Source organism: Rhodococcoides kyotonense (assembly GCF_900188125.1).
GTDB lineage: Bacteria > Actinomycetota > Actinomycetes > Mycobacteriales > Mycobacteriaceae > Rhodococcoides > Rhodococcoides kyotonense.
The window spans coordinates 41,207-66,545 of record NZ_FZOW01000024.1 but is presented as its reverse complement, the minus strand read 5'-3'; the positions used below and the strand labels follow the sequence as shown (position 1 = coordinate 66,545).

The window sequence follows — 25,339 nt, the reverse complement described above, 5'->3', positions numbered from 1 at the left end:
GTTCCTACTGCTCGACCAGCGCGTCGGGTACGTCGGTGTGCCGCGCGCGCAGGTACTCGCCGAGTCCTTTGGCCTGTGCGTCGGGTCTCGTCGACGACGCGACGCCGTCTCCGAGGAAACCGTCGATCACGAAGTTGAGAGCCCGGAGGTTCGCGAACTCGTGACGTCGAACTGTCAATCCCGTGGCCTCGGGGACTAGTTCGACGAACCGCTCGACCGTCAGGTGGCCGCGAAGCCACGACCATCGCTCGTCGGAGTCGGTCCATACACCGACGTTCGCCTTTCCGCCTTTGTCGCCCGAACGGGCGGCAACGACATGCCCGATCGGTCGTCTGGTCGCTGGACGCAATTCCGTTGTGGTGTCGACGGTGTCGTCGGCGGATTCGGTCCTGGCGTTCGAAACACCGGGAGTGTGCGGAACGATGTCGCGCGAACCATCTTGGTGCACAACGACATGCTTCACTTCGGTCGTGGGTACCAACGTCGGCCAGTAGATACCGAATTCTGTGGCCGACGACGGAGGAGTCGTGGTGTGGAAGCCGGCGTACCCGCCGAGTGCGAGTTCGAGCACCGCGCCCGAGAACGCTCGATCCACCTTGGCCCGGTCTCGGTCCTTGACGGTGACACGAAGATGCGCCGACGCCTGGGCTGCGGTCGCCGGGTCGCTGCTGTCGAAGCGAAGAAGCTGAACGTCGGAGTCGTCGAAGGATTTACGGCCCCCGAGAATCTCGAACAGTTCGTCGATCGCCCACGCCGCCTTCTCTTCGATGTCGAGACCGGTGAGCACCATCGTCATCGTGTTCCGGAATCCACCGACGTAGTTCATCGCGACCTTCAGCGACGAGGGCGGCGGGGTGCCCTTCACGTTCGACACTCGAACCCTCGCCTCGTCCTCCTGCTCGACGAGTGCTGTGTCGAAGTGGGCGGTGACGTCGGGGTTGAGGTACTGAGGATGGTCGACCTCGTACAGCAGTTGCGCTGTGACCGTGCCGACCGACACGAGTCCCCCTGTGCCGGGATGCTTGGTGATGACGAAGCTGCCGTCGTGAGCTACTTCTGCGATCGGGAACCCCGGGTAGCGGCGATCGACGACCTCGTTGATCTGCGAGTAGTTTCCACCGGTGGCCTGTGGTCCGCACTCGATGATGTGGCCGGCGAGAACCGACCCGGCCAGTGCGTCGAAGTCGTCGCGCTTCCATCCGTGCCACCACGCGCTCGCCCCGACGACGAGTGAGGCGTCGGTGACACGCGGACAGATGACGATGTCCGCGCCTGATTCCAGTGCTGCAGCGATTCCCCAGCCACCGAGGTAGACGTTCGCCGAGACCGGATCGACGTCGGCATCTGCAAGATCGATGCCCTTGTCAAGGTGGCGAAGTCGGTGGCCTTCGGCTTGCAGCTTCGCCAGGCGCGGGTGAATGTCGTCGCCCTCGATGTGGGCGACCTTGGCTTCGACACCCAGTTCCACCGCGAGCTCGCGCACTTTGTCGGCGAGGCCCGAGGGGTTCAGACCTCCCGCGTTGACGACGATCTTGATGTTCTTGTCGATGCAATCCTTCAGGACCTGCTTCAACTGAGTCAGGAAGGTTCTGGCGTACCCGGTGTCGGGATCCTTCTTGCGTGCCTTCCACAAGATCAGCATCGTCAGTTCGGCAAGATAGTCACCGGTGACGACGTCGACGGGGCCGCCGTCGACCATTTCACGGAACGCTGCGATCCGATCGCCGTAGAAGCCGGATGCATTTCCGATGCGGACGGGACGGCGAGGAGCTGCGTCGATACTCATGAGTGTCCTCCTGACGTGGTGCCGACAGTCGCTGTGGGTGCTCTACCAGATCCGGGTGCGCCCGCGAACGCTTGAGCGATCGTCATCCAGGACCGCGCGGTCGAGCCGGTGACGGTCAATTCGGTGTCGGTGAGGTGTCTGCGTTGCGTGACCGCGAGTGCGAAGTCCCCGGCAGGTCCGGTGACCCGGTCTTCTGCGTCATCGGGACCCCAGGTCCAGACCTCGTCGGAATCCGGCGCCGTCAATTCGACACGTACCGGGCTCGTCGGTACCTCACGACCGTTGAGCGTGTGGACGAACGCGAAGGTACTGATTCCGAGGTGGGAGATGCTGCGCAACCCGGGGCTCGTCGGATGTACGACGCCGAGTGCGTCGTAGATGTCCTGCCCGTGCGCCCATGTCTCCATCAGGCGTGCGGTCACCGATGACGCTGCACTCATGTCGGGGCCGTACCACGGCGCTCGATCACGCGGTCCAGCGTTTTCGAAGGTTGCCAGTAGGTCCGTACGTGAGCGTTCGAACCACAACAGCAGATCGGTGGGCGTCACCGGCCGGTACAGCTCGGCGATCCTGTCGGGGAAGTCCGTGCCGTTCTTCGTCAATTCGGTTGCATCGATTCGGAATCGGCTCGGATTACGCAGCGCGTCGTTCGCGGTGTCGTCGAAATAGGCGAGGTGCGTGACCTGATCGCGGACCGACCATCCCGAGGCCGGCGTGTCGATATCCCAGTCGGAATCGGTAAGTCCAGCAAGGAGTTTCGTCAGTGTCGCCGATTCCACTCGCAGCTCGTCGAGCAGTGCTGGATAGTCCAGTGCCATCAGTGTGCCGTCCATACGGGCTTGCGCTTCTCGCGAAACGCTTTCATACCTTCCTGGGCGTCGTTGCTGTGATACACCGGCTCCCAGATCTTCTCGGCCCGCTCGAACGCGTCGGAGAGGGTGTGTTCCGCCGTCAGACGCATCGTCTTCTTTCCTGCGCCCACGGACAAGGGCGCGTTCGACGCGATCTGCTCGGCGAACGCCTGTGTGACGGAACGTAATTCTTCGGGCTCGGCGATCCTGTTCACCAGCCCCACTTCGTATGCGCGCTGCGCCGACAGCGGAATACCGGTGAGCACGATCTCGGTGGCGATGCGCGGGGGAATCATCCAGGACAACGGCGCTGCCCAGGGTGAGCCGCGTCCGATCTTCACTTCGGAGACCGCGAAGGTCGCTGTACTCGACGCGACGGCGAGATCGCACGTCTGCGCCAAGAGAAATCCACCACCGAGCGCAGCGCCGTTCACTGCGGCGATCGTCGGCTTGTCGACCTCGATGTTGCGTCCGAACTGAGGCACGAAATCGATTGGAGGAACAGTCAACTGGTTGTCTGCCATCTCCTTCAGGTCACCGCCCGCGCAGAACGCCTTCTCCCCTGTTCCGGTGAGAACGAGCACTTTGGCGGAGCTGTCGTCGTTGAAGGTGCGTACGCCGTCGAACAGTCCATCACGGACAGCTTTGTTCAAACTGTTGCGTGCCTCGGGCCGGTTGATCGTCAGCCACGCAACACCGTTCACGACCTCGTAGGTCACTTCCTCGGTCATCAGTTCTCCTCGTCTTCGCCCTGGATGACTGCCAGTACCGTGCCCGCATCGACCTGCTGGCCCTCGCTGACCGGGAGCTTTCCGACGGTGCCGTCGGCGGGCGCTTTGATGGTGTGCTCCATCTTCATCGCTTCGAGGACGATGACCGTCTGACCGGTGCTCACGGCGTCGCCCTCGGCGACCGCGATGCGCACGACGGTTCCAGGCATCGGTGCGAGCAGCGACCCGGCCTCCTGTCTGCCTGCCGGATCCGGGAAGCGTTCCGCTTCGACGAACTCGGTGTCGCCCAACGAACTGTGTACGAAATGTGCACTTCCGACGCGTGAGACCCGGTAGCGTCGCCTGACACCGTCGACCACGGCATCGACCGAATCCGCAGACCTGGAGACGATCTCGATATTGTCGAACGTCACGTCACCGACCGAGGCCTCGACAGCGTTCCGCTGCACCCGATAGCGGACGTCCAACTCTGTCCCGTCGTGTTCGAGAACGAGCGACTGCGGAGCGCTCCGTACCGTCCGGAATCCTACCGGCAGGCCGGGAAGGACCGACGCGGTCTCACGTCGTTCCGTCAGCGCGGCGAGCGCTGCCACGACGGCGTGAACTTCCACGATTTTTCCGCTCGCCCGTTCAGCTGTCAGTTCAGCGACGGAGTGACGCTCGAGGTAGCCGGTATCGGTTGCACCGGAACGGAATTCATCCTCGCGCAGAATCCCGATCAACAGGTCGCGGTTCGTGGTGACTCCGTGCACCAGTGATTCGGTCAGGGCCCGGGCAACTCGGTCGCAGGCGTCGTCGCGATCGCGTCCGTACCCGATCACCTTGGCCAACATGGGATCGTAGAACGTACTGATCTCGGAGCCCGATTCGAATCCGGCATCGACTCGGACTCCGGGGAAGGTCGGAATCTCGAAATTCGCAAGCCTTCCCGAGACGGGCATGAAGCCCGCAGCCGCGTCTTCCGCGTAGAGCCGCACTTCGACAGCGTGGCCGCTGAACGTGGGATTGAGGATTTCCTCGGGCAACGGCTGGCCCGACGCCACCAGAATCTGGCCGCGCACGAGGTCCGTGCCGGTCACCATCTCCGTGACGGGGTGTTCGACCTGCAGGCGCGTGTTGACTTCGAGAAAGTAGAACGCGCCGTCCGGGGCCATCACGAATTCGACGGTGCCCGCACCTTCGTAGTTCAGAGCCTTGCCCGCGGACGTCGCTGCTTGTCCTAGCTCGGCGCGCAGTTCGTCGTCGACTGCTGTCGACGGCGACTCCTCGATGATCTTCTGGTAGCGACGCTGAATGGAGCATTCACGCTCACCGAGGTGCACGACGTTGCCGTGCCGGTCGCCGAAGATCTGCACTTCGATGTGGCGCGGTGATTCGACGAACTTCTCGAGAAATACGGTGCCGTTTCCGAACGCGGACAACGCTTCTCGACGTGCACTGTGCACTGCCTCGACGAGTTCGTCGGCAGTGGCGACGATGCGCATGCCGCGGCCACCGCCGCCGTATGCCGCTTTGACGAGTACAGGCAATCCGATGTCGTCGGCCGCTTTCGCCAGCCGCTCCGGATCCTCGTCTGCCTCGCTTTCGACGACCATGCCCGGCAGCACCGGGACACCGGCCGCAGACATGATGTTCTTGGCTTCGATTTTCGAACCCATCGCCGCGATGGCGTCCGGGGACGGACCGATGAAGATGATCCCTGCGGCGGCGCACGCTCGCGCGAATGCTTCGTTCTCGGAGAGGAATCCGTAACCGGGATGGATGGCGTCGGCGCCGGTCTTCTTCGCTGCGTCGAGAACGAGGTCCGAACGCAGATAGGTATCGGCCGGGGCAGTTCCGGGAAGGTGAACAGCTTCGTCCGCAAGCCGTACGTACGGGGAATCGCGGTCGGCATCGGAGTACAGTGCAACCGTCGAGATGTCCATCTCGCGAGCAGTGCGCATGACGCGAGCGGCGATTTCACCGCGGTTGGCGATGAGAATCTTGGTGATCTTCGGCATTGGTTCTCTCACATCCTGAAGACGCCGTAGCCACGCTGGCCGGCGACATGATCTGAATGGGCAGCGGACAGCGCGATGGCAAGTACCGCGCGGGTGTCACGGGGGTCGATGACACCGTCGTCGTAGATTCGAGCGGACACGAAGAACGGGTGAGACTCGTCCTCGATCTGCCGCTCGATAGCGGCAGTCCGTTCGGCATCGGCTTCGGCGTCGAATTCACGTCCGGCGGATTCGGCTGCGGCTTTGCCGACGATCGACATGACGCCTGCCAGCTGCTGCGCGCCCATGACGGCGAGCCTGGCGTTGGCCCAGGTGAACATGAACCGGGGGTCGTAGGCGCGGCCGGACATTCCGTAATTTCCCGCGCCGAAGGAGCCGCCCATGTTGATGGTGATGTGCGGGACCTTGCTGTTGGTGACCGAGTTGATCATCTTGGACCCGTCCTTGATGATGCCGCCCTGTTCGTACTGGGTGCCCACCATGTACCCGGTGGTGTTCTGCAGGAAGATCAACGGAGTGTCCGTCTGGTTGGCCAGCTGAATGAATTCGCTTGCCTTCTTTGCCTCTTCGCTGAACAGAACACCTCGCGCGTTGGACAGGATGCCCACCGGGAATCCGTGTATCGAGGCCCATCCCGTCACGAGGGAGGTGCCGTAGCGCGGCTTGTACTCCGAGAAACGCGACCCGTCGACGACGCGTGCGATGACCTCTCGTGGGTCGAACGGCACGCGCTGATCCCCCGATGCAATACCGAGCAACTCCTCGGCGTCGTAGATCGGTTCGTCTGCAGGCAGACTCGGGCCAGGACCCTGCTTACGCCAGTTGAGATGCGTGACGATGTCACGTCCGATTCGAATGCAGTCGACCTCGTCGACGGCGAAGTAGTCGGCCACACCCGAGACGCGGGAATGCATGTCCGCGCCGCCCAGTTGTTCACCGTCCGCATCCTCACCGGTGGCCATCTTCACCAATGGCGGGCCACCGAGGAATACCTTCGCCTGGTTGTCGACGAGTACCGAATAGTCACACATGCCGGGAACGTAAGCGCCACCAGCAGTGGCATTTCCGAAGACGAGTGCGATCGTCGGAATGCCCATCGAGGACAGCTCGGTCAGATCATGGAAGATCTTGCCGGCGAAGACGAACAGCTCGGACTGGGTGGGCAGGTCGGCGCCGCCGCTCTCGACGAGGTACAGCACCGGAAGTCGGTTGGTGCGCGCGATTTCCAAGGCACGAAGATTCTTCTTGAGGGTGTAGGGGTTCATCGCACCGCCGCGGACGGTCGGGTCGTGCGCGATGATCATGCACTCCACACCCTCGACCACACCGACACCGGTGACGATTGCAGCGCCCACCGTGAATTCGGTGCCCCACGCAGCGAGAGCGGAGAGCTCGAGGAACGGAGCGTCACGGTCGAGGAGCAGCTCGATGCGCTCGCGGGCGAGCAGCCGACCACGGTCGTGGTGACGCTTCGCGTAGCGCTCACCACCGCCCGCGACAACCTTCTCCAACTGAGCATCGAGCGCGGCAACGGCCGCTTGCTGAACCTCGACATTGTCCCTGTACTGCGTCGAGGTCGTGTCGACAGCAGCCTGCAATACGGGCATTCTCCCGCCTTTCGTCGTCTTGACCACGAACAAAGTCACCATTCGGTGTGTCCCACGCTACACCGTAGTGAATGCCCATAAACTATCTCCGTCAGACGCCCGAGTCAAGATGCCCTCCACATGCAGATACGCAGATCTCACACTGCCTTAAGTGATCGGCTATTCTTACGGAATGCGCAACAGCGCCGCTCACCACGTTGTGGGGCGCCGGATCGGGAAGATTGGACCAACTCGGCGACGAATAGTAAATTGCGGATAACTTGATCGAGGTGAGGTGGTGAACCAGTGACAACAGCACAGGCAGCGCGAGTGCGAGACCCGGAACGTAGCGCGAAGATCCTCGATGCCGCGGTGGAGCTGTTCGCTACCCGTGGCTTTCATTCGGTCGCAATGTCGGACATCGGCCAGACTGCGGGAATCGTCGGATCCGGGATCTACCGGCACTTCGACAGCAAATACGCAGTGTTGGTCGCCCTACTCGACGATGTCATGACGCGTTTGCTGGCCAGTGCCGACGACATCGTCGGCGCGCACACCGACAGTGGGTCGACGTTGGACCAACTCGTCCGCACCCAGATCGACTTCTGCTTGCGCAACAAACGGCACGTCCAGCTGTACAGGCAAGAGATCAACGCACTGCAGGAGGACGACAGACGCCGACTCCGCAGGATGCAGCGCCGGTACAACGAGGAATGGATCGCGACCTTGCTCGAGGTGAGACCCGAACTCGACGACTCACGCGCACGCGTTCTCGTCCATGCAGCCATCGGTGCAATTCAGTCGAGTGTCACCTTCGACAGTGGTCTGCCCGCCGACGATCAAGCGTCGAGCTTGATGGCCGTGGCACAGAGTTGCCTCGCGACGACGTGCTGATTGCACGCGCCGCGAGGCACCCAGATCGGATCTACGACTACGTAGTGCGCCTCTTGCGGGGTCCGACATCTGTCGTCGTCCCGGTTACCCCGCGCTCACGCAACGCAGCCTTCCGGATCTTCTGTGTCGAGGTTTTCGGTAGTTCGTCGAGCACGTCGATGTATCTCGGAACCGCGAAGTAGGGCAGACGCGGGCTCACGAAATCGATGACATCCTCCACGGTGAACGCGTCGGGGTCCGACACCACGACCGCTGCCATGACACTGTCCTCCCCCAGCGCGCTCGGAACCGCATAGACGGCGCACTCCAGCACCAGTGGGTGCCCGATCAGAACCTGTTCGACTTCGAACGACGACACGTTCTCCCGGACACCCGAAGCGCATCCTTGGCCCGGTCGAGGTAGTAGAACCAGCCCTCGTCGTCCTGGCGAAGCACATCGCCAGTATGAAACCAGCAGTTACGGTGCGCTTCCCACGTCTTGTCGGGCATGTTCCAGTAGCCGAGCTGACCTACGAATGCTCGCGACGGCCGAGTCACCATCTCCCCCGGCTCACCCTGGCCGACAGGCTGGTCATCGGCATCGACGAGCATCACCTCCCACCCGGGCGTAGCGATCCCGCACGAACCCGGACGCGAGTGACCGAACGGAACACCTACTGGCAAAGCGATATCGGTGGATCCGTACAACTCGGTGATGCGCATCCCGAATCGCGCCTCGAATTCGGCCGCATTGCCGACCGGGAACGGAACGACCATCGCAAGCCTGAGCTTCTGTTCCTTCTCCTGTGGCAGCGGGTCCTGCCGCCACAGGATGGAACCGATGGCACCGAGCATGTTGGTCACCGTGGCGTCGTGATCGCGTATCTGTTGCCAGAACGCTCTAGCGCTGAACCTCTCCGCGACGACGACCGATGCGCGTTGCTGGAGAGCCGCGAAGAATCTGGTGAACGGCGCGTTGATGTGGAACAAGGGAAGGCAGGTGTACACGACATCGTCGTCTGTGTACCCCATCACCCAGGTCGACACCTCCGCGGCGTGCACAGCCGTCTCGTGACTCCACATGACCCCTTTCGACGGACCAGTGGTCCCCGAGGTGAACAGAATCGACACGAGGTCCGATGCCTGGGCCGCATGCGATTTCGGCAGCGGTGCGGTGGCGCCGAGAGATTCGAACGACGCCGCTTTCGCTCGTGGAACTCCGATGCACCACGAATCGGTCACCGCCGAAGAGCTTTCGACAGCCGGAAGTATCTGTGCGGCATAGACATCCTCGTATACGAGCCTGCACGGCCCGACCGATGAGAGCATGTATTCGAGCACATCCCCTTGAAGGGCTGTGTTCAGCGGCACCGACACCGCGCCGAGCGCGCTGACCGCCAAGTATGTGCTCAGGAACTCGATTCGGTTGCCCACCATGATCGCCACCCGGTCCCCGGGCTGCAGACCTGCGTCGTGAAGGCCACCCGCGACCTGCATTACGTTCGCCAAGAGCTCACTGCGGGTGTAGGTTCGGTCACCGATGAACGTCACGAGTGGGATGTCCGGGGCTTCTGCGGCGGCCGCTTCCAGGAGCCCGGGAAGATGCCTGGACGAGGCGCGCACCGTCCCTCAATCACGCCGCATTTCCGAATCATGCAGTGACTCTGAATTACGCAGTGTCACAGTCGGTCTTCCAAGCCGATGGTGATGTTTCCGGTCAGCACATGCTGACCGTTGTCGTGATCGATGCGAATGAAGCAGGTGACCGTACCGTCGTCTGGGTCCAGTTCGATCACTTCGCCCCCGACAACCAGGTGTTCACCTGCCAGCGCATTGCTGAGGAACCGCACATGCACACGACGCACCGAGACCTGCGGACCGAGCCAGGCGGTCACTGCTTCCCAGATGTAGGACACGTTGAGCGGACCTTGGTTGATCGGACGTTCATCGAGGCCCAACGCGCGAAGCGCAGCGGTATCCCAGTGGATCGGGTTCGGATCGCGCAGCAGAAGAGCCATGGGTTTCATGGCTTCCGCACGAACCACGACGCGGTATTCGGGTATCGGGGTGCCCAGTTCGAGGCTCGTCACGGCGCATCCTTCCTGGGAACGACAAAGGTATTGACGCACTTGACCGCCGGCTCGTTCCGGTAGTCGATGGAGAGCTCGAACGAGATCAGGTCGAAAGCGCCGAGGGTGCTTCCGGTTTTGCGTCGAACGTCGAGGAACCGGCCTGTCACAGAGTATTCGCGTTCGGCCCGCAGAGATTCGTAGTGTTCGATGTCGGCCTCGCCGAACATCACACCGTCATCATCGCCGACTCCCATCACGGCGAAGAGCTGCGACAACGTCAGTCCCATCCCCCGCAAAGCGCCGATCAACGTCCATGCAGGGTGCAAAGGGTGCAGGAGGCCCCCTTCGGCCGGCGCGGCACCGATGCAGTCGCGGGCTATCCAGTCCTCGTACGGCAGCACGTACAGCACTCCCGTGGGAAAGTCATGCGAGCGCAACTCGTCCGCCCACTGCGCGGCGGTTCGGAAGATCCTACTCAATAGAGATCCTTCTCAGTCCTGAAAGTGAATACCGAAACACTAAGACGTCACTCATTACGACGTCAACACAAACACTCCAAACCCTCTGCACGTCGCCAGCCGCCTTGATTTGTACCGATTCGAGCAGAATCGAACCGATCTGGGCGAAATGCTTGCGATCCACGTCACAGTACGGTTGACTCCAACTGACTTTAGTGGCTCGAAATTCACTAGGAGTACGCGTGAGCCCTGATCCCCTCGCTGTCAATCTGATACACCGGGTCAACGTCGGCGACAGCCTGACCCGGAGCGCTGAACGTCACCCGGACGCGCTGGCCCTGTCCGACGGCAGCCGCCGACTCACCTACTCCCGCTTCGACGAGCAGGTCAACCGAGTCGCACACAGCCTGATCGACTACAGAGTCGCAGTCGGCGACGCCGTCGCGCTTGCCTCTGGCAACAGCATCGAGTTCCTGACGACTTATTACGCGTGCGCAAAGATCGGAGCAGTCTGCGTTCCAATCAACCTCGACTGGCGCGCCGACGAAGTCGCGTACGTTCTCGGGGATTGCGCAGCACGCATCTTCGTGGTCGAGAGCGAACTCGCTGAGACAATGTCCGAGGCGGCAGCCACTGCCGGAACTGTCGAAGTCGTCGCCGTCGTCGGTCCACGACCACGACACGACTTCGGGGCTGCATCGATCACCGATTTCGATTCGATCCTCGCGCACTCAAACGCATCTCAACCCGAACGCCTTGTCGGCGACCGGGCTGCACTGACGTACCTGTATACGAGCGGAACTACCTCAGCACCGAAAGGCGTGGTGGGCAACCACACCGCGGTCTATCTCGAATCCATGACCATGATCATCGAAGGGCAATTCCGTCCCGAGGACCGCTTCGCCGCAATCCTCCCTATGTTCCACACTGCGCAACTCAACTGTCACTGCACACCAGCGATCATGGTTGGAGCTGCACTCCACATCCAACGGGGATTCGACCCCCAGAACTTGCTGAGCCTGATCGAATCCGAACACATCACGCAGCTGTTCGGTCTACCCATGATGTACCGCGCGATGCTCGAACACCATTCCATCGACACCAGAAATCTATCAAGTGTGCGGCGCGCCTTGTATGCAATGGCACCGATGCCCCAGAACATGCTCGAACGCTGCATCGACGTCTTCGATTGCGAATTCTATCTGCTGTTCGGTCAGACAGAGATGAGCCCCACCGCCACGATCTTCCGACCCGAAAACCAGCTCACGCACTCTGGCTCGGTGGGAACGCCGGTCGTCAACGTGCAGGTCGCGATCATGGACGAGGACGGAAACCGGTTGCAGCAAGGCCGATCTGGCGAGATCGTGTACCGAGGACCACACGTGATGACCGAGTACCTTGGCCGACCCGACGCCACCGACGAAGCCTTTCGAGACGGATGGTTCCATTCCGGCGACATCGGTCACTTCGACGACGACGGCATACTCTGGTTCACCGACCGCAACAAGGACGTCATCAAGAGCGGCGGCGAGAACATTTCCTCGGTCGAGGTCGAAAAAGCCCTGTATTCAGCTGAACCCGGCGCAGCCGAAGTCGTTGTCGTCGGACTTCCCCACGACCGCTGGTCCGAGGCTGTGACCGCCTTCGTCGTACCGAGGCCAGACACGATCCTCGATCAGGAATCCATTCGAACGAAGATGCGTGACCACATCGACGCATACAAGATCCCCAAGGCCGTCATCATAGTCGACCTGCTGCCGAAAACCGCCACCGGAAAAGTACGAAAGAACATCGTTCGAGACTCGAACAGATCCTTTTACCAACAGCTTTGATTCCCGAACGCACCTCGGAACCTCAGTTCCCCATCGAACGGACTCGTATGTCTGCACCAGCGTCACCCTGGCTCGACGCCCGTCACCGCTCATCTGTGCTGTGGATCGTGGGTATCGCAACCCTCGCAATGATTTTCGACGGCTACGACATGGTCGTCTACGGCACGATCCTGCCCCTGTTCCTCAACGACCCCACACAGCTGGGCGTAGTCACCGCACAGACAGCCGGACTGCTGGGGTCTTGGGCCCTGATCGGCATCATGGTGGGGGCGCTGATGTCGGGTGCCATCGGTGATTACGTCGGCAGAAGGAAGATGATGCTCGTCAGCATCGTCTGGTTCTCAATCGGAATGGCGGCAACCGCACTGACCACAAGCGTCGCGGCCTTCGGCGTCACCAGATTTCTCACCGGCATCGGCATGGGTGGACTGATCGTCACCGTAGGCGCACTCATCGCAGAGTTCGCCCCGCCGGACAGGAAGAACCTGTACAACGCGATCGTCTACGGAGGCTTCGCAGTCGGCGGTGTCCTGGCCTCGGCTTCAGCCCTCGTCGTCCGTGACTCGATCGGATGGCGCGGAATGTTTTGGCTCGGCGCATTGCCACTGGTAATCGTGCTTCCCCTCGCCTATTTCAAAATGCCGGAATCGCCCAGATGGCTCATCGCACACGACAAACTCGACGAGGCGAACGAGATCGCCCGAACAACCGGCATCCCATCGCCCGTTGTCGCCGAGGTCCACGCCGAACGCGACACCACCGACAAGGTCGGATTCGCGGCACTCGTCACCCGGCAGTACCTTTTCGGGACGATCGTTCTCGGATGGACTGTATTCGCGTGCCTGTTGCTGATCTTCGGTTTGAACACATGGCTGCCGAAGATCATGGAGAACGCCGGATACAACACCAGCAAGTCACTGTGGTTCCTCGTCGTTCTCAACGGCGGCGCAGTGATCGGCGCACTGCTCGCGTCCAGATTCGCCGACCGTCACGGGCCACAACGCATTATCGCAGGCATGTTCGCGATGGCAGGTCTTGCGCTCGTAATTCTCACACTGCCGCTGCCGTTGCCGCTACTGCTCGTCGCCGTTGCGATCGCGGGGGCTGGAACGACCGGAACCCAGGTCGTCATCTGGGGATTCGTCGCAAACTACTACACGACCACAGCACGAGCAGCGGGGATGGCATGGTGCGCAGGCTTCGGCCGACTCGGCGGGATCTTCGGTCCCGTGATCGGCGGCATCATCATTGGAGCAACCCTAGGCAATGACGTAGCTTTTTTCATCTTCACCGGAGTGGCTGTCGTTGCGTCGGTCCTGACGATGCTCGTTCCACGGGTGCGGGTCCGCGACCTTCGCAATCCGTCGCTCCAAGATGTCGATCGATAGTTGCCTCGTTCCACGGTCAGCCTCCTATCTTGCGGTAGGTTCGCGGGCGACGAGCCTCACCGCCCTGCGATTCTGCTCCCACGGCTGCTCACCCCGTCGACCAACGACATCCCGCACCAGAAACGGCGAGACAGACGGGGGCAGGCGCCGCCACCGGGGCAGAATTCTTAGGCGTCCGGCTCACAAGGGAAGACAGTTCGCGGGAACCGTTTCATCCGATGCGGCGGAGTCGCTGCGGAAGGTAGTTGCTACCGACCATCCAGTAGCGGCCAACGCGCGCCGCCATCTGCACGCCTTCCGTGAACGCGCCAGCCCTCCGGGCATATTAAACACGATCTAGGAGCCGTCGGCGTGGAGCGCGTCGTTGACGAGGGCGATTCATTCGGCTGCATCGATGTGCTCGGTGATCAAGATGGTGATATCTCACCCCAGCGGCTCGCGAGTTCGAATCGGTCGGCCGGATCACCTATGACGAAAAGTTTGCGAGGGTTGTGGGCGGCGGCGAGGGCTGCCGAGAAATTGACCTACCGCGCCGGATCCTCGGATCTCCAGAGAGTCGTGGAGAGTTGATGGGACAGAGACGGTCGAACGAGTGCACGACAATCTGTATAGCGCAAATTCGCCGCGCTTACAGATGCACCGTCCGGCACACGGACCCGCTGCGCGCCAGGAGCTTCGGACTGCAACCCTCGACCGTCCGACATCGACGGACTGCGGCGTTGTCGTCCATGATTCATGTTGGTCGAGAACGCCGCAGTTCACACCTACGCTTCGATTGGTGACTGCTTGTCGGTGCGGTCCGCACCGACAACTGCCTTTCGGAGGCTGAGCGCAGCGACCCCGCCAACCAGGCAAGTTACAATGACGAAGAAAGCTGGCGACTGCTGATTGCTCGTCGCGTCGATGAGCCAGGTAGAGATATACGCCGCAGTTCCACCGGCAAGGCATGTCGCACAGTTGAATCCGAACGCCACGCCCGTCAATCGTGCCTCGGGCCCGAACAGCGAAGGAAGGAGAGGCGCGTTCGCAATCTGAACAAGAGGTGCACCGATAGCGAAGACGAAGTAAGCGATCACCGCAGTGAGGTACCCGTGGTCATGCATCATCGACATCGCAGGATACGCGGTGATCCCCGACCACAGAAGTCCGACGATCAGGATTCGCTTGCTACCGAACCTGTCGACTAACATGCCGACGAACGGCGTCAGAACCGCGATGAGGCTGATGATGCCTGCGGTCGTCCATGCTACGACCGAAGTTCCATATCCAGCTTCGTTTACCAGGTAGATCGCCATGTACGTCAGGATCATGTAACCGGTCGCCGACTGCGCCACTGCCAATCCGAATACTTGGGTTACTTGCTTGAGGTTGTTTCGAAGCGTGTATCGCAGCGGTGCGTCGAGGGTGTCATTGTTGCCTGCGAGCTTCTCGAAGTCTTCGCTCTCGCCGATCCTGGATCGTGTCCAGATACTGAAGAGCCGCAACGGAATCCCGAGGATGAACGGGACCCGCCAGCCCCAGGAGTTCATTTGTTCGTCGGTCGTGAGTGCGGTGACGGTGCCGACTGCGATCGCAGCCAATGCGAAGCCTCCGTTGGACCCGAAGGTGACGAATGAACCGCTGAAACCCTTGCGCTTGTCATCGGCAGTTTCGAATACATATGTCAGGGCGCTGCCGAATTCCCCTCCCGCAGAGAAACCTTGTATCAGGCGAGCGACAACCAATAGAACTGGGGCCAAGAGGCCAGCAGTCTCGTAGGTCGGGAGCAGTGCCATCAAGGTACTGCCGACGCCCATGAGGACAACCGAAACGTAGAGGGCACGTTTGCGGCCATGCCGGTCACCGAGACGACCCAGAACAATCCCGCCGATAGGGCGAATCGCGTAGGCGGAAGCAAAGACAGCGAGGCTCGCCAGCAGAGACGCTGTGGGGTCTTCGTTCGGAAAGAACAACGGGCTCAATACAACCGCGAGGTAGGCATAGATCGTCAGGTCGTAGAATTCGACGACCGTTCCGGCAGCTGCTGCCGTCACCTCGCGCCTTTTCGTCGATGCCGCGGTCGGCGCAGACGTGGACATGGGCTGTGTCTCCATTTTCTGTTCGATGACGTCCGGCCCGGAAGCTTGTTTGCTTCCGGGCCGGACGTAGGTGCAATTTCAGGCGTTGCTCAGAACAACGTCATCAACGATCGGATCGTTCGGAACGACGACTTCGGTATCCAGGGCGATGCCGCAGGAAGGGCATAGGTATGTCCGTGCCTTCAGGTCGACTCCGGTCTGGGTAACGGGGTCCGAGAACAACGGGCCGAGAGTGTCGAGCGAGACCTCCACGATGGCGCTGCCGTGGCGGTAGCTGATGTCGCTGTCCGACAATGTCTCGCGGCAGTGTGCGCACCCGAAGACCGAATTGCCGTTGTTTTCGCCGATGAGCACCGTAGCGAGGACCTTCGTGGTGACGGCGGATTCATCGACCTTGCCCGTCCTCACTCGATGCGGTTGGACGGCGCGACCGAGCCGATCGCGGAGCATGGCTTCACGTGTCTGCGAGGTCTTTTCCTCGTCGACCGCGCCGTCCGTGATGACCACCCCGTACACAGAAGTTGCCTCGCCCGCGAGCAACCGCCCGGCACGTTCGTCGCCGAGGACGAGCTCCGGATCGCGGAGCACGGGATCGCCGTAGCCGGCGCCGGCGCTGGACATGGTCGCGAATATGTCACCGGGCAACAGGCGGTTGTCGAACTTCTTCGGAGGCGGCGGTGCACCGTGTGGTGCAAGTGTTTTGACCTGCTCGGTGTCTGCGGGGACTCTACCTGCTGCCATTTCGTCGAGGACTTTGGTGTCGGTGGCATGCCACATGACACCACCCGGCGCCGGTGGTGCTCCGGCTAGTGCGATTCCCTGGGTGACGCTCTGGAACAATCCACCGGAGCTGATGTAGTTCTCGTCGGTGTGGTGGCCGGTGACGGCGGCGGTGAAGGTGGCACCTCCGCGGAACTGGCCGTGTCCACCGGATGCGGGTAGTTCGCGTCGGTAGAGGTAAAGGTAGGGGATCTCGCGTTCGTAGCCCTCGCAGCTGCCCACGGGGTTGATGTTGGACAGCACACCACCGCGACCACATCTTCCAGGCGCCGACACAGCGCCGCGATGTCCGCACCAGGGGAAGGCTTCGGAATCGGGTCGACAGATCGCAGCAAGCGCTCGGGTGTTGCGGAAGGTGGTTCGATGACATCGACTGGCTCTGCGTCGTCGTCCTGCTCTGCCTCGGCGGTGTCCATCACTGTCGGGTCGAGGTAACCGCTCTGGCGTTCGGCAATTTCGTCGTCGGTCTCGGGGCGGTAGTTGCGGGCGTTGCCGCCCACGACTGTGCGTTGCCCTTTGCTCAGTGCCACGAAGGTGGCGCGGCCGGCGTCCGGATCGCCGCTGACACGAAACACCGCGGTCGGCAGCGAGAGCTTGCGGACGAGCATGCCGTCTTCGAGCCCGTTCGGGTTGCGGCGAGTCCATGCCACCTCGTCCCTCCGTTTCTGCGGTCGCTCGAGTCCAGAATTGCACACGAGGCGACACCGGAGTCGCAGGAAACGGTCGACGTCGAGCCGCGACAGGCATAGTTCCCACGAATGAACACGGTGACCGCGTTAAGCGACATTTCCGCACCGTCAAGACAACCTGACGTATGCCGCAAACTGTCAGGTCTTCAGAACTGAGTCGTGTTGGTTCGACGCGCTGAGCGAAGTAAACTTGCGGCCCGGTAACTGGGACACCTCGGTGTCCCCGCGTCCAGCAGCAGGCGCGCCACACTCGTATCCGGCGTGCGCCTTGAGGCGTGCCGGGTCCTTGGTGAAGAAAGCACACGCCCTTGACACAGAACCCATGCGACAGCACGACCCCTCGGTCATCGGACACTGCAGCCCAACTCGCCGACTTCGCCCGCTCACTGCGTGATCTGCGGCGGTCGATGCCGCAGACCCTCGACGAGATCTTGCACTCCGCACTCACGTTGATCGATCACGCCGATAGCGGCGCCATCACCACCGTCGACACAGGGGTACGCACCATCGTCGCCTCGACCTGCCCCCTCGCCGACAAGCTCTGCCGACAGCAATACGAGATGGGCGAAGGCCCCATCCCGAGCGAAGTCCGCCACTTCGATGTCGTCATCGCCGATGACCTCGATACCGAGCAGAGGTGGCCACACTTCGCTGCCACTGCAGTTGCCGAAGGAATCCGGTCGCTCGCGGCGTTCCAGCTCTACAGCAACGGCGACGATGTCGGCGCGCTCGTGTTGTTCAGCTCTACTCCGCAAGCCTTCGACACCGACGCGGTTGTCATCGGGGAAGCACTCGCCGCGCATGCGGTGATCGCGATGCTCGGGGTCCGTGACGGGGAACAATTCCGGGCGGGGCTGGCCTCGCGAGACATCATCGGTCAAGCCAAGGGCATCATCATGGAACGCTACGACGTCGACGCCGTTCAGGCCTTCGAATTGCTGGCGACGCTGTCGCAACGCGAGAACATCCCTCTTCGTGTCGTTGCGAAAAATCTCGTCGAGACCGATCACCCCACCACGTCCATCACCTGACCTGCACGACCGAGCGGTCCAGGCCGCACGACCAGTGTCCTCGAAGGGTTCGGGTTCAGGACCGACGCCCACAGGTCGCTACCGAGCGCGTTCAGGCAATGGGCGGCATCGGCGATCCGTGCCCGGGACATCGGGCCGAAGTTCCAGCCTCGCGATCGAGCCCACCACGTTGGACGGCGTCGATCCGGTCGGCGCGGTGGTTCGGTAGCTTGTTGCCGGCGTGAAACTGACTGTGAGGGTTACTCTCCTCGATGCTCACGACGCCTGATACTTCTGTCCGACTACTCACTGACCTGGGTCGACGGAATGAATCGATACACTGCGGTGTGTCGCCCGTCAGGTCGAGAGCCACACGCGCCGCCCTGCAACAGCTTTCATTCGCGCCAGCATCACCGGCGACAGTCCGAGCTCACCGATCGCCCAGTCGGGGCGGTCGTCGAGGATCTCGAGCACCCGCCTATGAAAGGCCCACGCCGACAACCCGAAACGGTCAACGATCTCCGCGGCAGGACCACCGCCGGAGTTTACCCACCGCAGCAGATAGTCCACCATTGCGCGATCGACATCCGCACTCGTCATCTCTGCATCCATACGCTGGCAGTCCCGACGCTCGTCCCCCACCATCACCACTACCCACTCCCCCGCATCCCCACTCATCGAGTCCACTCATCCACACGACAGAAACCGGCGACCGCCCCTGCCCGACTCGGTGCGGCTGTCGCGCAGCACCTTTGGGCTCCGGTGGTCTCTCGGAAAATTTTGCCACACCCTCTTGGCACTCTCGACGCCGGAGTGCTAAATTTCGTGTCAGCACAGTGAAGCAGCAGCCCGCCGCAGGGGCGGGTGCGACGTCAGTGCAGGAGGTGATTGCTGTGCTTCGATTCGATCCGTTCCGTGACCTCGATTCCCTCACCGCCGCCATGCTGGGCAGCTCAAGTGGTTCGGACCGCGTCCCGGCGTTCATGCCGATGGACCTGTACAAAGTCGACGACCACTACGTCCTCAGCGCCGACCTACCCGGGGTGGATCCGGGTTCGATCGACGTCGACGTCGACCGCGGCACCCTCACCCTCACCGCCCACCGCACCGCGCCGGGAAGCGATGGTGTGCAATGGATTTCCTCCGAACGCTTTGCCGGCACCTACCGGCGTCAGATCGCGCTCGGTGACGGCGTGGACACCGACGCGATCTCCGCGTCCTACGACAACGGGGTGCTGTCGGTGACGATCCCGCTCGCAGAACGCGCCAAGCCCCGCAAGATCGAGATCACCCGCGCCGGTGAGCACCACTCCATCGAGCCGCACGCAACCTGACCCTCCCTCTCTCACAACGCCGTTCAGATGTCGCGACGAGTGAACAGAGGGGAGGTGATCGACCGATGGTCGACGTCGACGACCTGATCGACTGGCCGGACCGACCCGACCGTGAGGCGTGGTGGCGCAGCGTTCTCGGACTCGATACCAGCACCGCCGAGCTCGGGCACACGAGCCTGATCGCGCCGGCATCACCGGCGCTGTTCGACAACACCTCGCACAGGGATGATCTGCACCCGTACAGTCCAGCCGATTCGGTTGCAGCGTAACCGGATACCAGTGTCACAGGCGCGGAGTCAGCCGTAAGTACGGTTGGCTCCGCGCCGCGGCGTCGCCGCATGTACCGAGGGCGGATCGATCGATTCGGGCATGCTCGACTCTGCGCCGATAGTGGTCGTCGACTTCCACGATGTCATCGATTCCTGCGCCTTGTGACGCTGACCGGCGGTGCGGGCTGTGTCGTGCCCATGCGTCGGGCTCGAGCGACGACGAGGTTCCCCAGTCGGCGCTTGGCTAGGCCCGCTGGCCGCTCTCGGAGCCGAGTGCGACGAGTCGATCGGCGAGGGTGGCGACAGAGACGTTTGCATCCTGAGAGATCTTGACCAGCAGAGCGAAGGCCTGCACCGAATCGATGCTGTAACGCTCGATCAGCATCCCTTTCGCTTGACCGATCAGATCCCGCGAGGCCAACGCCGACTCGAACTGCTCACTCTTGTTCGCTGTGTAGAGAGCCATCGCGGCGTGCGTGGCGAACACCGCACCCAGTTCCTCGTCACGATCATCGAACGCGTGCGGCGCCGCCGCGAACACATTCAACGCGCCCAGAGTGTCGTCGCCGGTGTAGAGCTGGAACGACAACCCGCTGTGTACTCCGATCTTCGCGGCCTCAGGTCCGAACCGCGGCCACCGTGGGTCCGTCGCGAAATCGTCGCACCGCACGAGTACACCGCGCCGGGCCGCGTCGACGCACGGCCCCTCCTGCAACGTCTCCTGCAACGAATCCAAGCGCAGCGGCAGGTCGTTGGTCGCCGCGTGCGAGGTGAACGATGTCCGTCCTGCAACGACGAGGACATCCGCGCAGTCGGCAGCCTCGATCACCGTGGTGACCGCCCGCGTGACCTCGACGAGGGTGTCATCGACACTGCGGGGCCGAAAGAACCCTCGGGCCGCCTCGGCCAACAACAGACTCAGATCGACACTGCCACTGTCCCGCTGTTCGATATCCATCGGTGAATTCCACCCTTCGCTGGAAGCTCGACGTGCGGATTCGTTACCGAAGCCGCTACCTCGACCGAGGACATTCGAATCCGAGGACCACACACCGACGCTTCACATACACCCTACGTCCACCACCAGCATGACCTCGACCCCGTGCACAGGTCACGAGACGATCGGGGGCAGGAGCGGTGAGAACAGCGGAGTCGTACCCTGACCCACAACAGCTCGCAGGTCGTCGACGCCGCGCGTTGCCTCACGCGTTTCCTTGCTGCACACCACACGTGAATTGTCCCCGAGAGCGTCGTGCCTGGCCTCATCACGACCGCACTCGACGGCGCCCACGCATCGACACGCATCCCGCTGCGCCTGCCGCCACCGACACGGCGGCGTGTCCACTGATCCGACGCACAGATCCACACCGCCACGGAAACGGGCGAATCACCAAAACGGCAGCCATGTCACAGTCTGGACGACCTGTTGCAGCCACCAAACCAACTCCGGCGGTCCCACTGAGAAGTGTTGCAGGTCAGCGTGATCGGTACGCGAGTACGTTCATCACCTTCGCGGCATCCGGTAGTGCTGTCCAGGCGGTGGACAACAGATCACTACGGATCCACACTGGCCGCCCGCCCCCGAGAAAACTTTCTCGAGTGTGCACTGCAGCGGATCGGTCGGATTGAAATCCGTTCCACCGCAGTCCGACTCGATAGACGCGCATTGCGGTTCGACTGCCTCTCCTTTGAACGCCGGTTCTCTACCTTATGGGTGTGTCGCGAAGCCTGCTGTCCTACAATTCGATTCGGGCACCGCGGCTCGTCGAGCCGCGTACGCTGACACCGGTGTCGGGAAGCGAACACAACACAGAGACCGGACCTCATTTCACGGAGGAGTCGGTCTCGGTTCTGCTGATCGCCGACCCGGGCAAACCCACGGCGCTGGCGCAGCGGTTGGCGCAGCACCTACCGGAACGTCTCGAACACCGCGGCAGGCGCCGCCGGTGGATGGTGACCGTGCGCAGCGAGCCTTACCTCAAGGACGAGCAAGCAGCCTTCGCGGACGTGGTGGACGCGGTCGAACCGTCGTCGGAGCGTGAAGACATCGTCGTCTATCTCACCGACCTTCCGCGACGCGAGGACACCCTTCCGGTGGTGGCCGATGTCAGTGCCGATCACCTGTTCGCACTCGTCTCCGTCGCCGCCGTCGGCGGCGCCCGGATCGAAGCGCGTGTCACCGCTGTCACCGAACTCGCGATTGCGTGCGCACTCGGTGAGCCGGAACTGGCGCCATCCGGTGCGCGGCGGCAGTTTCCTTCCGCGCAGATCGACGGCGGCACCCGCTACTTCGCTCCCTCGGGGCTGCGGCGGGTGCGACTACTGTCGGGGATGGTGCGAGCGAACCGGCCGTGGCGTTTGGTCACCGGGTTGTCGAAAGTGCTCGTCGGTGCGTTCGCCACCGGCGCGTTCGCGTTGGCCACCAGCACGATCTGGTCGTTCGCCGACACCATGGGCCCGTGGCGGATGAGTGCGGCGACGCTACTGTCGATCGCAGCGATGGTTCTGTGGCTGATCCTCGATCACGAACTGTGGGAGCGGCCGCAGTCCCCATCCGAGCGGCAGCGATCCGTTCTGTACAACACCGCGACAGTGCTCACCCTGGTGATCGGCGTCGTGGTCCTGCACGTGGCGCTGTTCTGCCTGCTTCTGTTCACTGCATCGCTCACTCTCCCCCCGCAGTTGTTGTCCACCACTCTCGGGCACGAGGTGAACCTGTCCGACTACCTCACCCTCGCCTGGCTGCTGGCATCGATAGCGACCATCGGCGGGGCACTCGGTTCAGGACTCGAAGACGACGACGTAGTCACAGACGCTGCCTACGGGGTCCGGCAACGCCACCGCATCGACAAAACACACAGCCGCCCGAACCGGACCGAATGAAACCTGTTCGAGCGGGCACCGGCGACACCCCTATGGAGACATCGAACCGGCCCCGAACGTGCCGACGCGTCGCTGCCGCCGTGTGCCCAGGATTCGAACTACCGGTTTTCGGGCACAATAACTGCATCTCTGTTCCCGGGAACCATGTGGGGCCAGGTGCTGTCGGTTCAACCCCGCAGCCGACAGCACCGCACCCTCTTCATGTGCAGTGACCGCGCCGAACACTGTGGTGGCCAGGCGCAGAGATGTCACACGTCCCGGTGGTGGATGCCAGGCATCCTGGCGTGCTCCGCGACCGCGACCCGGCGCAGCTCTGCTGCACTCGCGACGCTTTGGCAACTCACTCATCGGGTCGACACGCGCACGAGTGCGCATCGCCGCCCTCGCGTGCGCCCAGGTGAATTCATTTCCTGCGGAGTTTCCTCACCCCCAGTCCGACAGCGGCAGCGGCAGCGACGTAGGGCGCACTGACGACGACCGGGTCCATCCACGTGTGTGAGCCGTCGACCCTGTTCTTGCCTCGGCTGTTGTGGAATTCGCTGAGGATCCCGGTCTCGGTCACCGGGTTGTCCGGTCTGCCCGACACGAGCGACCGGATATGCGACTCGGCCGCGTCCACCCTGTCGCCCGCCAGCAGCATCAACCAGTGCGCTCCGCGCCCTTCGCTGTAGCGGAATGCCTGACGTCGTATCACTCCAGACAGTCCCTGCAGCGGGGCGGCGGTGCCGAATACCGGCGGCAGTTCTCCATGTTCGATGGAGCGCTCACGAGGCGTCAGCTCCGGTTGCTGCTCGGGGAAATCCCAATGCGCTCCGGTTTTTTCGGGCGCGAACAGCTCGCGCGGGTATGCCGGGCGGTCTGCAGGATCCAGGTCGACACCCCACCCGGGAATTCTGTTACGTAGCTCGTCGCTGGTCGGAATGCGGGTTTCCATGTCTGCGACATACGGTCTGTGCGTCATCTTTCCTCCTACCCGTTGCCCGGGACGATGATCGGCTTGATGCAGTTATCCAGTTTCGACGAGAAGATGTGATAGCCCTCGGCGATGTGTTCCAGCGGTATGCGGTGCGTGACAATGTCATTCGGTTTCAGGTAGCCGTTCTGGATGTGTTCGAACAAGCGCGGCCACTGCCGCTTGACCGGGCATTGATTCATCCGCAGCGTCAACCCCTTGTTCATGGCGTCGCCGAACTTGACGGCCGAGAACATCGGGCCGTACGCGCCCATCACCGAAATGGTGCCGCCTTTGCGAACGGAGTCGATCGCCCAGTTCAGGGCGATGGGCGAACCACCCTGGAGCTTGAACTTCGCCGAGGTGACGTGCTGGATGAAGTTGCCGTCGGCTTCCGCGCCGACCGCGTCGATCGCGACGTCCGCACCCAGGTAGTCGGTTTCTTTCTTCAGCGTGACGACGATGTCGGCGTGCTCGCCGAAGTTGATCGTCTCCGCATGTGCGAATTGCCGGGCCTTCTCCAGTCGATACTCGAGATGGTCCACCACGATGACGCGGCCGGCTCCCATGAACCACGCCGACGCCGCGGCATACAAGCCGACAGGGCCTGCACCGAATACGACCACGGTGTCGCGCTCGTGGATGCTCCCCAGCTGTGCTCCGAAATACCCGGTCGACAGGGCGTCGGTCAGCAGCAGAGCGTCCTCGTCGTTCATCCAGTCGGGGATGACGCTAGGGCCGACGTCGGCGAACGGCACGCGGACGAATTCGGCCTGCCCGCCGTCGTAACCGCCCGTGGTGTGGGAGTAGCCGTAGATGCCGCCGACAGCTGTCGCATTTGGATTGACGTTGTGGCAGTTCGAGTACAGCCCGCGCGCGCAGAAGTAGCAGGACCCGCAGTAGATATTGAAGGGGACCATGACTCGATCTCCCACGGACAGGTTCTGCACCGACGGTCCCACCTCGTGCACGACTCCGATGAACTCGTGGCCGAAGGTGGTGCCGACCCTCGTGTCGGGCATCATTCCGTGGTACAGGTGCAGGTCGGAGCCGCAGATTGCGGCCAATCCGACTTCGACGATCGCATCGTTCGGATGCTCGATCTTGGGAATCGGCTTCTCTTCGGTGCGTACTTTGTAAGGCCCGCGATAGGTCATCGACAGCATGTCGACCTCTTGTCTGGGTAGGGGAGAATCTTGTCTGGGAAAAGGGGAATCGAACGTAGTCGGACAGTGCGACCCCCTATGGTGCGAGCTCGAACACGACAGCGCCTGAGGTTCCGGGTTGTCCCATCAGCCCTCCCTGTCCCGCGCCACTGTCGAGCTGGAGATGTCGGTCCCGCTACACCCGCACCGACGCTCGTTACCGGTGTCCGGTGTCCAGGATCACGGCAGTGCACCCACCGCCACGATTCGACGTCAATTGGTCAACGCCGCTCTCGTCCAACAAGACTGCTCGGTTTGGCCCGGTGTGAGGTGCGATCCGCGCGCGGCCAACGAGATAATCGATCTCCGTGTATCCCTCGCTCGACAACCGACGGAGCTGATCAGCGAAGTGTGGACCGGCACCGCACTGTCTCTGTCAGGTAGCGGGCCAGGAAGCAGCGAATATGTCTATCTCCCTGCCGGTTTCGTCTGCTGTACGGATCGAGGCCACGTCGGTCGCGACGTGCGGGCGCACTATGAACACGTCGGATCGACTCGGAGCCGACACGACGTTCGGTAGCCTCCCCTCGCACATCGGCTGACGGTCCGCATCGAAGTCACA

General features: G+C 62.4%; 22 protein-coding genes. 7 read left to right on the top strand and 15 right to left on the bottom strand.

Translation table 11 applies throughout. The features are described 5' to 3' along the window. Positions 1–4 precede the first annotated feature (4 nt). Genes CHB96_RS26725 through CHB96_RS26705 form a run of 5 tightly spaced genes read right to left on the bottom strand, consistent with a single transcriptional unit; the run spans position 5 to position 6,975 of the window. The gene (locus CHB96_RS26725; RefSeq protein ID WP_089252040.1) at positions 5–1,786 is read right to left on the bottom strand and encodes an acyclic terpene utilization AtuA family protein; all 1,782 of its coding nucleotides are present in this window, start codon (positions 1,784–1,786) and stop codon (positions 5–7) included. Continuing rightward, positions 1,783–2,604, bottom strand: a complete 822-nt coding sequence (locus CHB96_RS26720) for a TIGR03084 family metal-binding protein (RefSeq protein ID WP_089252074.1) — start codon at positions 2,602–2,604, stop codon at positions 1,783–1,785. The genes CHB96_RS26725 and CHB96_RS26720 overlap by 4 nt, the downstream gene beginning before the upstream one ends. Beyond that, positions 2,604–3,368, bottom strand: coding sequence for an enoyl-CoA hydratase/isomerase family protein (locus tag CHB96_RS26715; protein WP_089252038.1), 765 nt, complete (start codon positions 3,366–3,368; stop codon positions 2,604–2,606). The genes CHB96_RS26720 and CHB96_RS26715 overlap by 1 nt, the downstream gene beginning before the upstream one ends. After that, a complete protein-coding gene (locus CHB96_RS26710) occupies positions 3,368–5,368 on the bottom strand; it encodes an acetyl/propionyl/methylcrotonyl-CoA carboxylase subunit alpha (RefSeq protein WP_089252036.1) in 2,001 nt (666 codons plus the stop codon). Before CHB96_RS26710 ends, CHB96_RS26715 begins: the two co-directional genes overlap by 1 nt. An 8-nt stretch (positions 5,369–5,376) precedes the next feature. Next, complete coding sequence (locus CHB96_RS26705) at positions 5,377–6,975, bottom strand: acyl-CoA carboxylase subunit beta (RefSeq protein WP_089252072.1); 1,599 nt, start codon at positions 6,973–6,975, stop codon at positions 5,377–5,379. A 285-nt stretch (positions 6,976–7,260) separates the two neighbouring features. Between CHB96_RS26705 and CHB96_RS26700 the strand changes: the two genes are divergently transcribed. Then, complete coding sequence (locus CHB96_RS26700; protein ID WP_089252034.1) at positions 7,261–7,848, top strand: TetR/AcrR family transcriptional regulator; 588 nt, start codon at positions 7,261–7,263, stop codon at positions 7,846–7,848. A 37-nt stretch (positions 7,849–7,885) separates the two neighbouring features. Here the strand turns inward: CHB96_RS26700 and CHB96_RS26695 are convergent, their stop codons facing one another. Genes CHB96_RS26695 through CHB96_RS26680 form a run of 4 tightly spaced genes read right to left on the bottom strand, consistent with a single transcriptional unit; the run spans position 7,886 to position 10,300 of the window. Continuing rightward, positions 7,886–8,206: an AMP-binding enzyme gene (locus tag CHB96_RS26695; protein ID WP_176444517.1), complete on the bottom strand. Its 321-nt coding sequence runs from the start codon at positions 8,204–8,206 to the stop codon at positions 7,886–7,888. Further along, positions 8,176–9,450 (bottom strand): AMP-binding protein, encoded by a 1,275-nt coding sequence (locus CHB96_RS26690; RefSeq protein ID WP_089252030.1) that lies wholly within the window; start codon positions 9,448–9,450, stop codon positions 8,176–8,178. The genes CHB96_RS26695 and CHB96_RS26690 overlap by 31 nt, the downstream gene beginning before the upstream one ends. 56 nt (positions 9,451–9,506) lie before the next feature. Next, positions 9,507–9,917, bottom strand: coding sequence for a MaoC family dehydratase (locus CHB96_RS26685; RefSeq protein ID WP_089252028.1), 411 nt, complete (start codon positions 9,915–9,917; stop codon positions 9,507–9,509). Further along, positions 9,914–10,300, bottom strand: coding sequence for a hypothetical protein (locus CHB96_RS26680; protein ID WP_141136571.1), 387 nt, complete (start codon positions 10,298–10,300; stop codon positions 9,914–9,916). Before CHB96_RS26680 ends, CHB96_RS26685 begins: the two co-directional genes overlap by 4 nt. 299 nt (positions 10,301–10,599) lie before the next feature. Here CHB96_RS26680 and CHB96_RS26675 point away from each other — a divergent pair, with 299 nt between their 5' ends. Both CHB96_RS26675 and CHB96_RS26670 read left to right on the top strand, forming a co-directional pair. After that, positions 10,600–12,189 (top strand): long-chain-fatty-acid--CoA ligase, encoded by a 1,590-nt coding sequence (locus tag CHB96_RS26675; RefSeq protein ID WP_089252024.1) that lies wholly within the window; start codon positions 10,600–10,602, stop codon positions 12,187–12,189. 47 nt (positions 12,190–12,236) lie between these two features. Next, complete coding sequence (locus CHB96_RS26670; RefSeq protein ID WP_089252070.1) at positions 12,237–13,577, top strand: MFS transporter; 1,341 nt, start codon at positions 12,237–12,239, stop codon at positions 13,575–13,577. A gap of 764 nt (positions 13,578–14,341) precedes the next feature. Here CHB96_RS26670 and CHB96_RS26665 read toward each other — a convergent pair. Both CHB96_RS26665 and CHB96_RS29860 read right to left on the bottom strand, forming a co-directional pair. After that, a complete protein-coding gene (locus CHB96_RS26665) occupies positions 14,342–15,655 on the bottom strand; it encodes an MFS transporter (RefSeq protein WP_176444516.1) in 1,314 nt (437 codons plus the stop codon). A 78-nt stretch (positions 15,656–15,733) separates the two neighbouring features. Further along, the gene (locus tag CHB96_RS29860) at positions 15,734–16,678 is read right to left on the bottom strand and encodes a hydantoinase B/oxoprolinase family protein (RefSeq protein WP_089252020.1); all 945 of its coding nucleotides are present in this window, start codon (positions 16,676–16,678) and stop codon (positions 15,734–15,736) included. A 754-nt stretch (positions 16,679–17,432) separates the two neighbouring features. On the opposite strand from CHB96_RS29860, the gene CHB96_RS26655 reads away from it, so the two are divergent. Next, positions 17,433–18,155 (top strand): GAF and ANTAR domain-containing protein, encoded by a 723-nt coding sequence (locus tag CHB96_RS26655; protein WP_245866226.1) that lies wholly within the window; start codon positions 17,433–17,435, stop codon positions 18,153–18,155. 336 nt (positions 18,156–18,491) lie between these two features. Here the strand turns inward: CHB96_RS26655 and CHB96_RS26650 are convergent, their stop codons facing one another. Beyond that, a complete protein-coding gene (locus tag CHB96_RS26650; protein ID WP_217899995.1) occupies positions 18,492–18,734 on the bottom strand; it encodes a nitrile hydratase subunit alpha in 243 nt (80 codons plus the stop codon). A gap of 293 nt (positions 18,735–19,027) precedes the next feature. Here CHB96_RS26650 and CHB96_RS26645 point away from each other — a divergent pair, with 293 nt between their 5' ends. Both CHB96_RS26645 and CHB96_RS26640 read left to right on the top strand, forming a co-directional pair. After that, a complete protein-coding gene (locus CHB96_RS26645) occupies positions 19,028–19,468 on the top strand; it encodes an Hsp20/alpha crystallin family protein (RefSeq protein WP_089252068.1) in 441 nt (146 codons plus the stop codon). Between the two features lie 65 nt (positions 19,469–19,533). Beyond that, positions 19,534–19,737: a hypothetical protein gene (locus tag CHB96_RS26640; protein ID WP_089252014.1), complete on the top strand. Its 204-nt coding sequence runs from the start codon at positions 19,534–19,536 to the stop codon at positions 19,735–19,737. Between the two features lie 244 nt (positions 19,738–19,981). On the opposite strand, the gene CHB96_RS26635 is transcribed toward CHB96_RS26640, so the two are convergent. Further along, entirely contained in the window at positions 19,982–20,695 is a 714-nt protein-coding gene (locus CHB96_RS26635) for a GAF and ANTAR domain-containing protein (protein WP_089252012.1), read from the bottom strand. An 830-nt stretch (positions 20,696–21,525) separates the two neighbouring features. On the opposite strand from CHB96_RS26635, the gene CHB96_RS26620 reads away from it, so the two are divergent. Beyond that, the gene (locus CHB96_RS26620) at positions 21,526–22,620 is read left to right on the top strand and encodes a hypothetical protein (RefSeq protein ID WP_089252066.1); all 1,095 of its coding nucleotides are present in this window, start codon (positions 21,526–21,528) and stop codon (positions 22,618–22,620) included. Positions 22,621–23,023: 403 nt separating this feature from the next. Here the strand turns inward: CHB96_RS26620 and CHB96_RS26615 are convergent, their stop codons facing one another. Both CHB96_RS26615 and CHB96_RS26610 read right to left on the bottom strand, forming a co-directional pair. Next, complete coding sequence (locus CHB96_RS26615; protein WP_245866224.1) at positions 23,024–23,581, bottom strand: hypothetical protein; 558 nt, start codon at positions 23,579–23,581, stop codon at positions 23,024–23,026. Between the two features lie 8 nt (positions 23,582–23,589). Then, positions 23,590–24,738 (bottom strand): zinc-dependent alcohol dehydrogenase, encoded by a 1,149-nt coding sequence (locus CHB96_RS26610; protein ID WP_089252006.1) that lies wholly within the window; start codon positions 24,736–24,738, stop codon positions 23,590–23,592. Between the last annotated feature and the right edge of the window lie 601 nt (positions 24,739–25,339).

What these genes read in the sequence shown, in the direction of transcription:
- CHB96_RS26710 (WP_089252036.1), bottom strand. Translation starts at nt 5,368, where the DNA reads ATGCCGAAGATCACCAAGATTCTCATCGCCAACCGCGGTGAAATCGCC.
- CHB96_RS26720 (WP_089252074.1), bottom strand. Translation starts at nt 2,604, where the DNA reads ATGGCACTGGACTATCCAGCACTGCTCGACGAGCTGCGAGTGGAATCG.
- CHB96_RS26640 (WP_089252014.1), top strand. Translation starts at nt 19,534, where the DNA reads ATGGTCGACGTCGACGACCTGATCGACTGGCCGGACCGACCCGACCGT.
- CHB96_RS26670 (WP_089252070.1), top strand. Translation starts at nt 12,237, where the DNA reads ATGTCTGCACCAGCGTCACCCTGGCTCGACGCCCGTCACCGCTCATCT.
- CHB96_RS26615 (WP_245866224.1), bottom strand. Translation starts at nt 23,581, where the DNA reads ATGACGCACAGACCGTATGTCGCAGACATGGAAACCCGCATTCCGACC.
- CHB96_RS26635 (WP_089252012.1), bottom strand. Translation starts at nt 20,695, where the DNA reads ATGGATATCGAACAGCGGGACAGTGGCAGTGTCGATCTGAGTCTGTTG.
- CHB96_RS26610 (WP_089252006.1), bottom strand. Translation starts at nt 24,738, where the DNA reads ATGCTGTCGATGACCTATCGCGGGCCTTACAAAGTACGCACCGAAGAG.
- CHB96_RS26665 (WP_176444516.1), bottom strand. Translation starts at nt 15,655, where the DNA reads ATGTCCACGTCTGCGCCGACCGCGGCATCGACGAAAAGGCGCGAGGTG.
- CHB96_RS26715 (WP_089252038.1), bottom strand. Translation starts at nt 3,368, where the DNA reads ATGACCGAGGAAGTGACCTACGAGGTCGTGAACGGTGTTGCGTGGCTG.
- CHB96_RS26725 (WP_089252040.1), bottom strand. Translation starts at nt 1,786, where the DNA reads ATGAGTATCGACGCAGCTCCTCGCCGTCCCGTCCGCATCGGAAATGCA.
- CHB96_RS26705 (WP_089252072.1), bottom strand. Translation starts at nt 6,975, where the DNA reads ATGCCCGTATTGCAGGCTGCTGTCGACACGACCTCGACGCAGTACAGG.
- CHB96_RS26650 (WP_217899995.1), bottom strand. Translation starts at nt 18,734, where the DNA reads ATGACGAGTGCGGATGTCGATCGCGCAATGGTGGACTATCTGCTGCGG.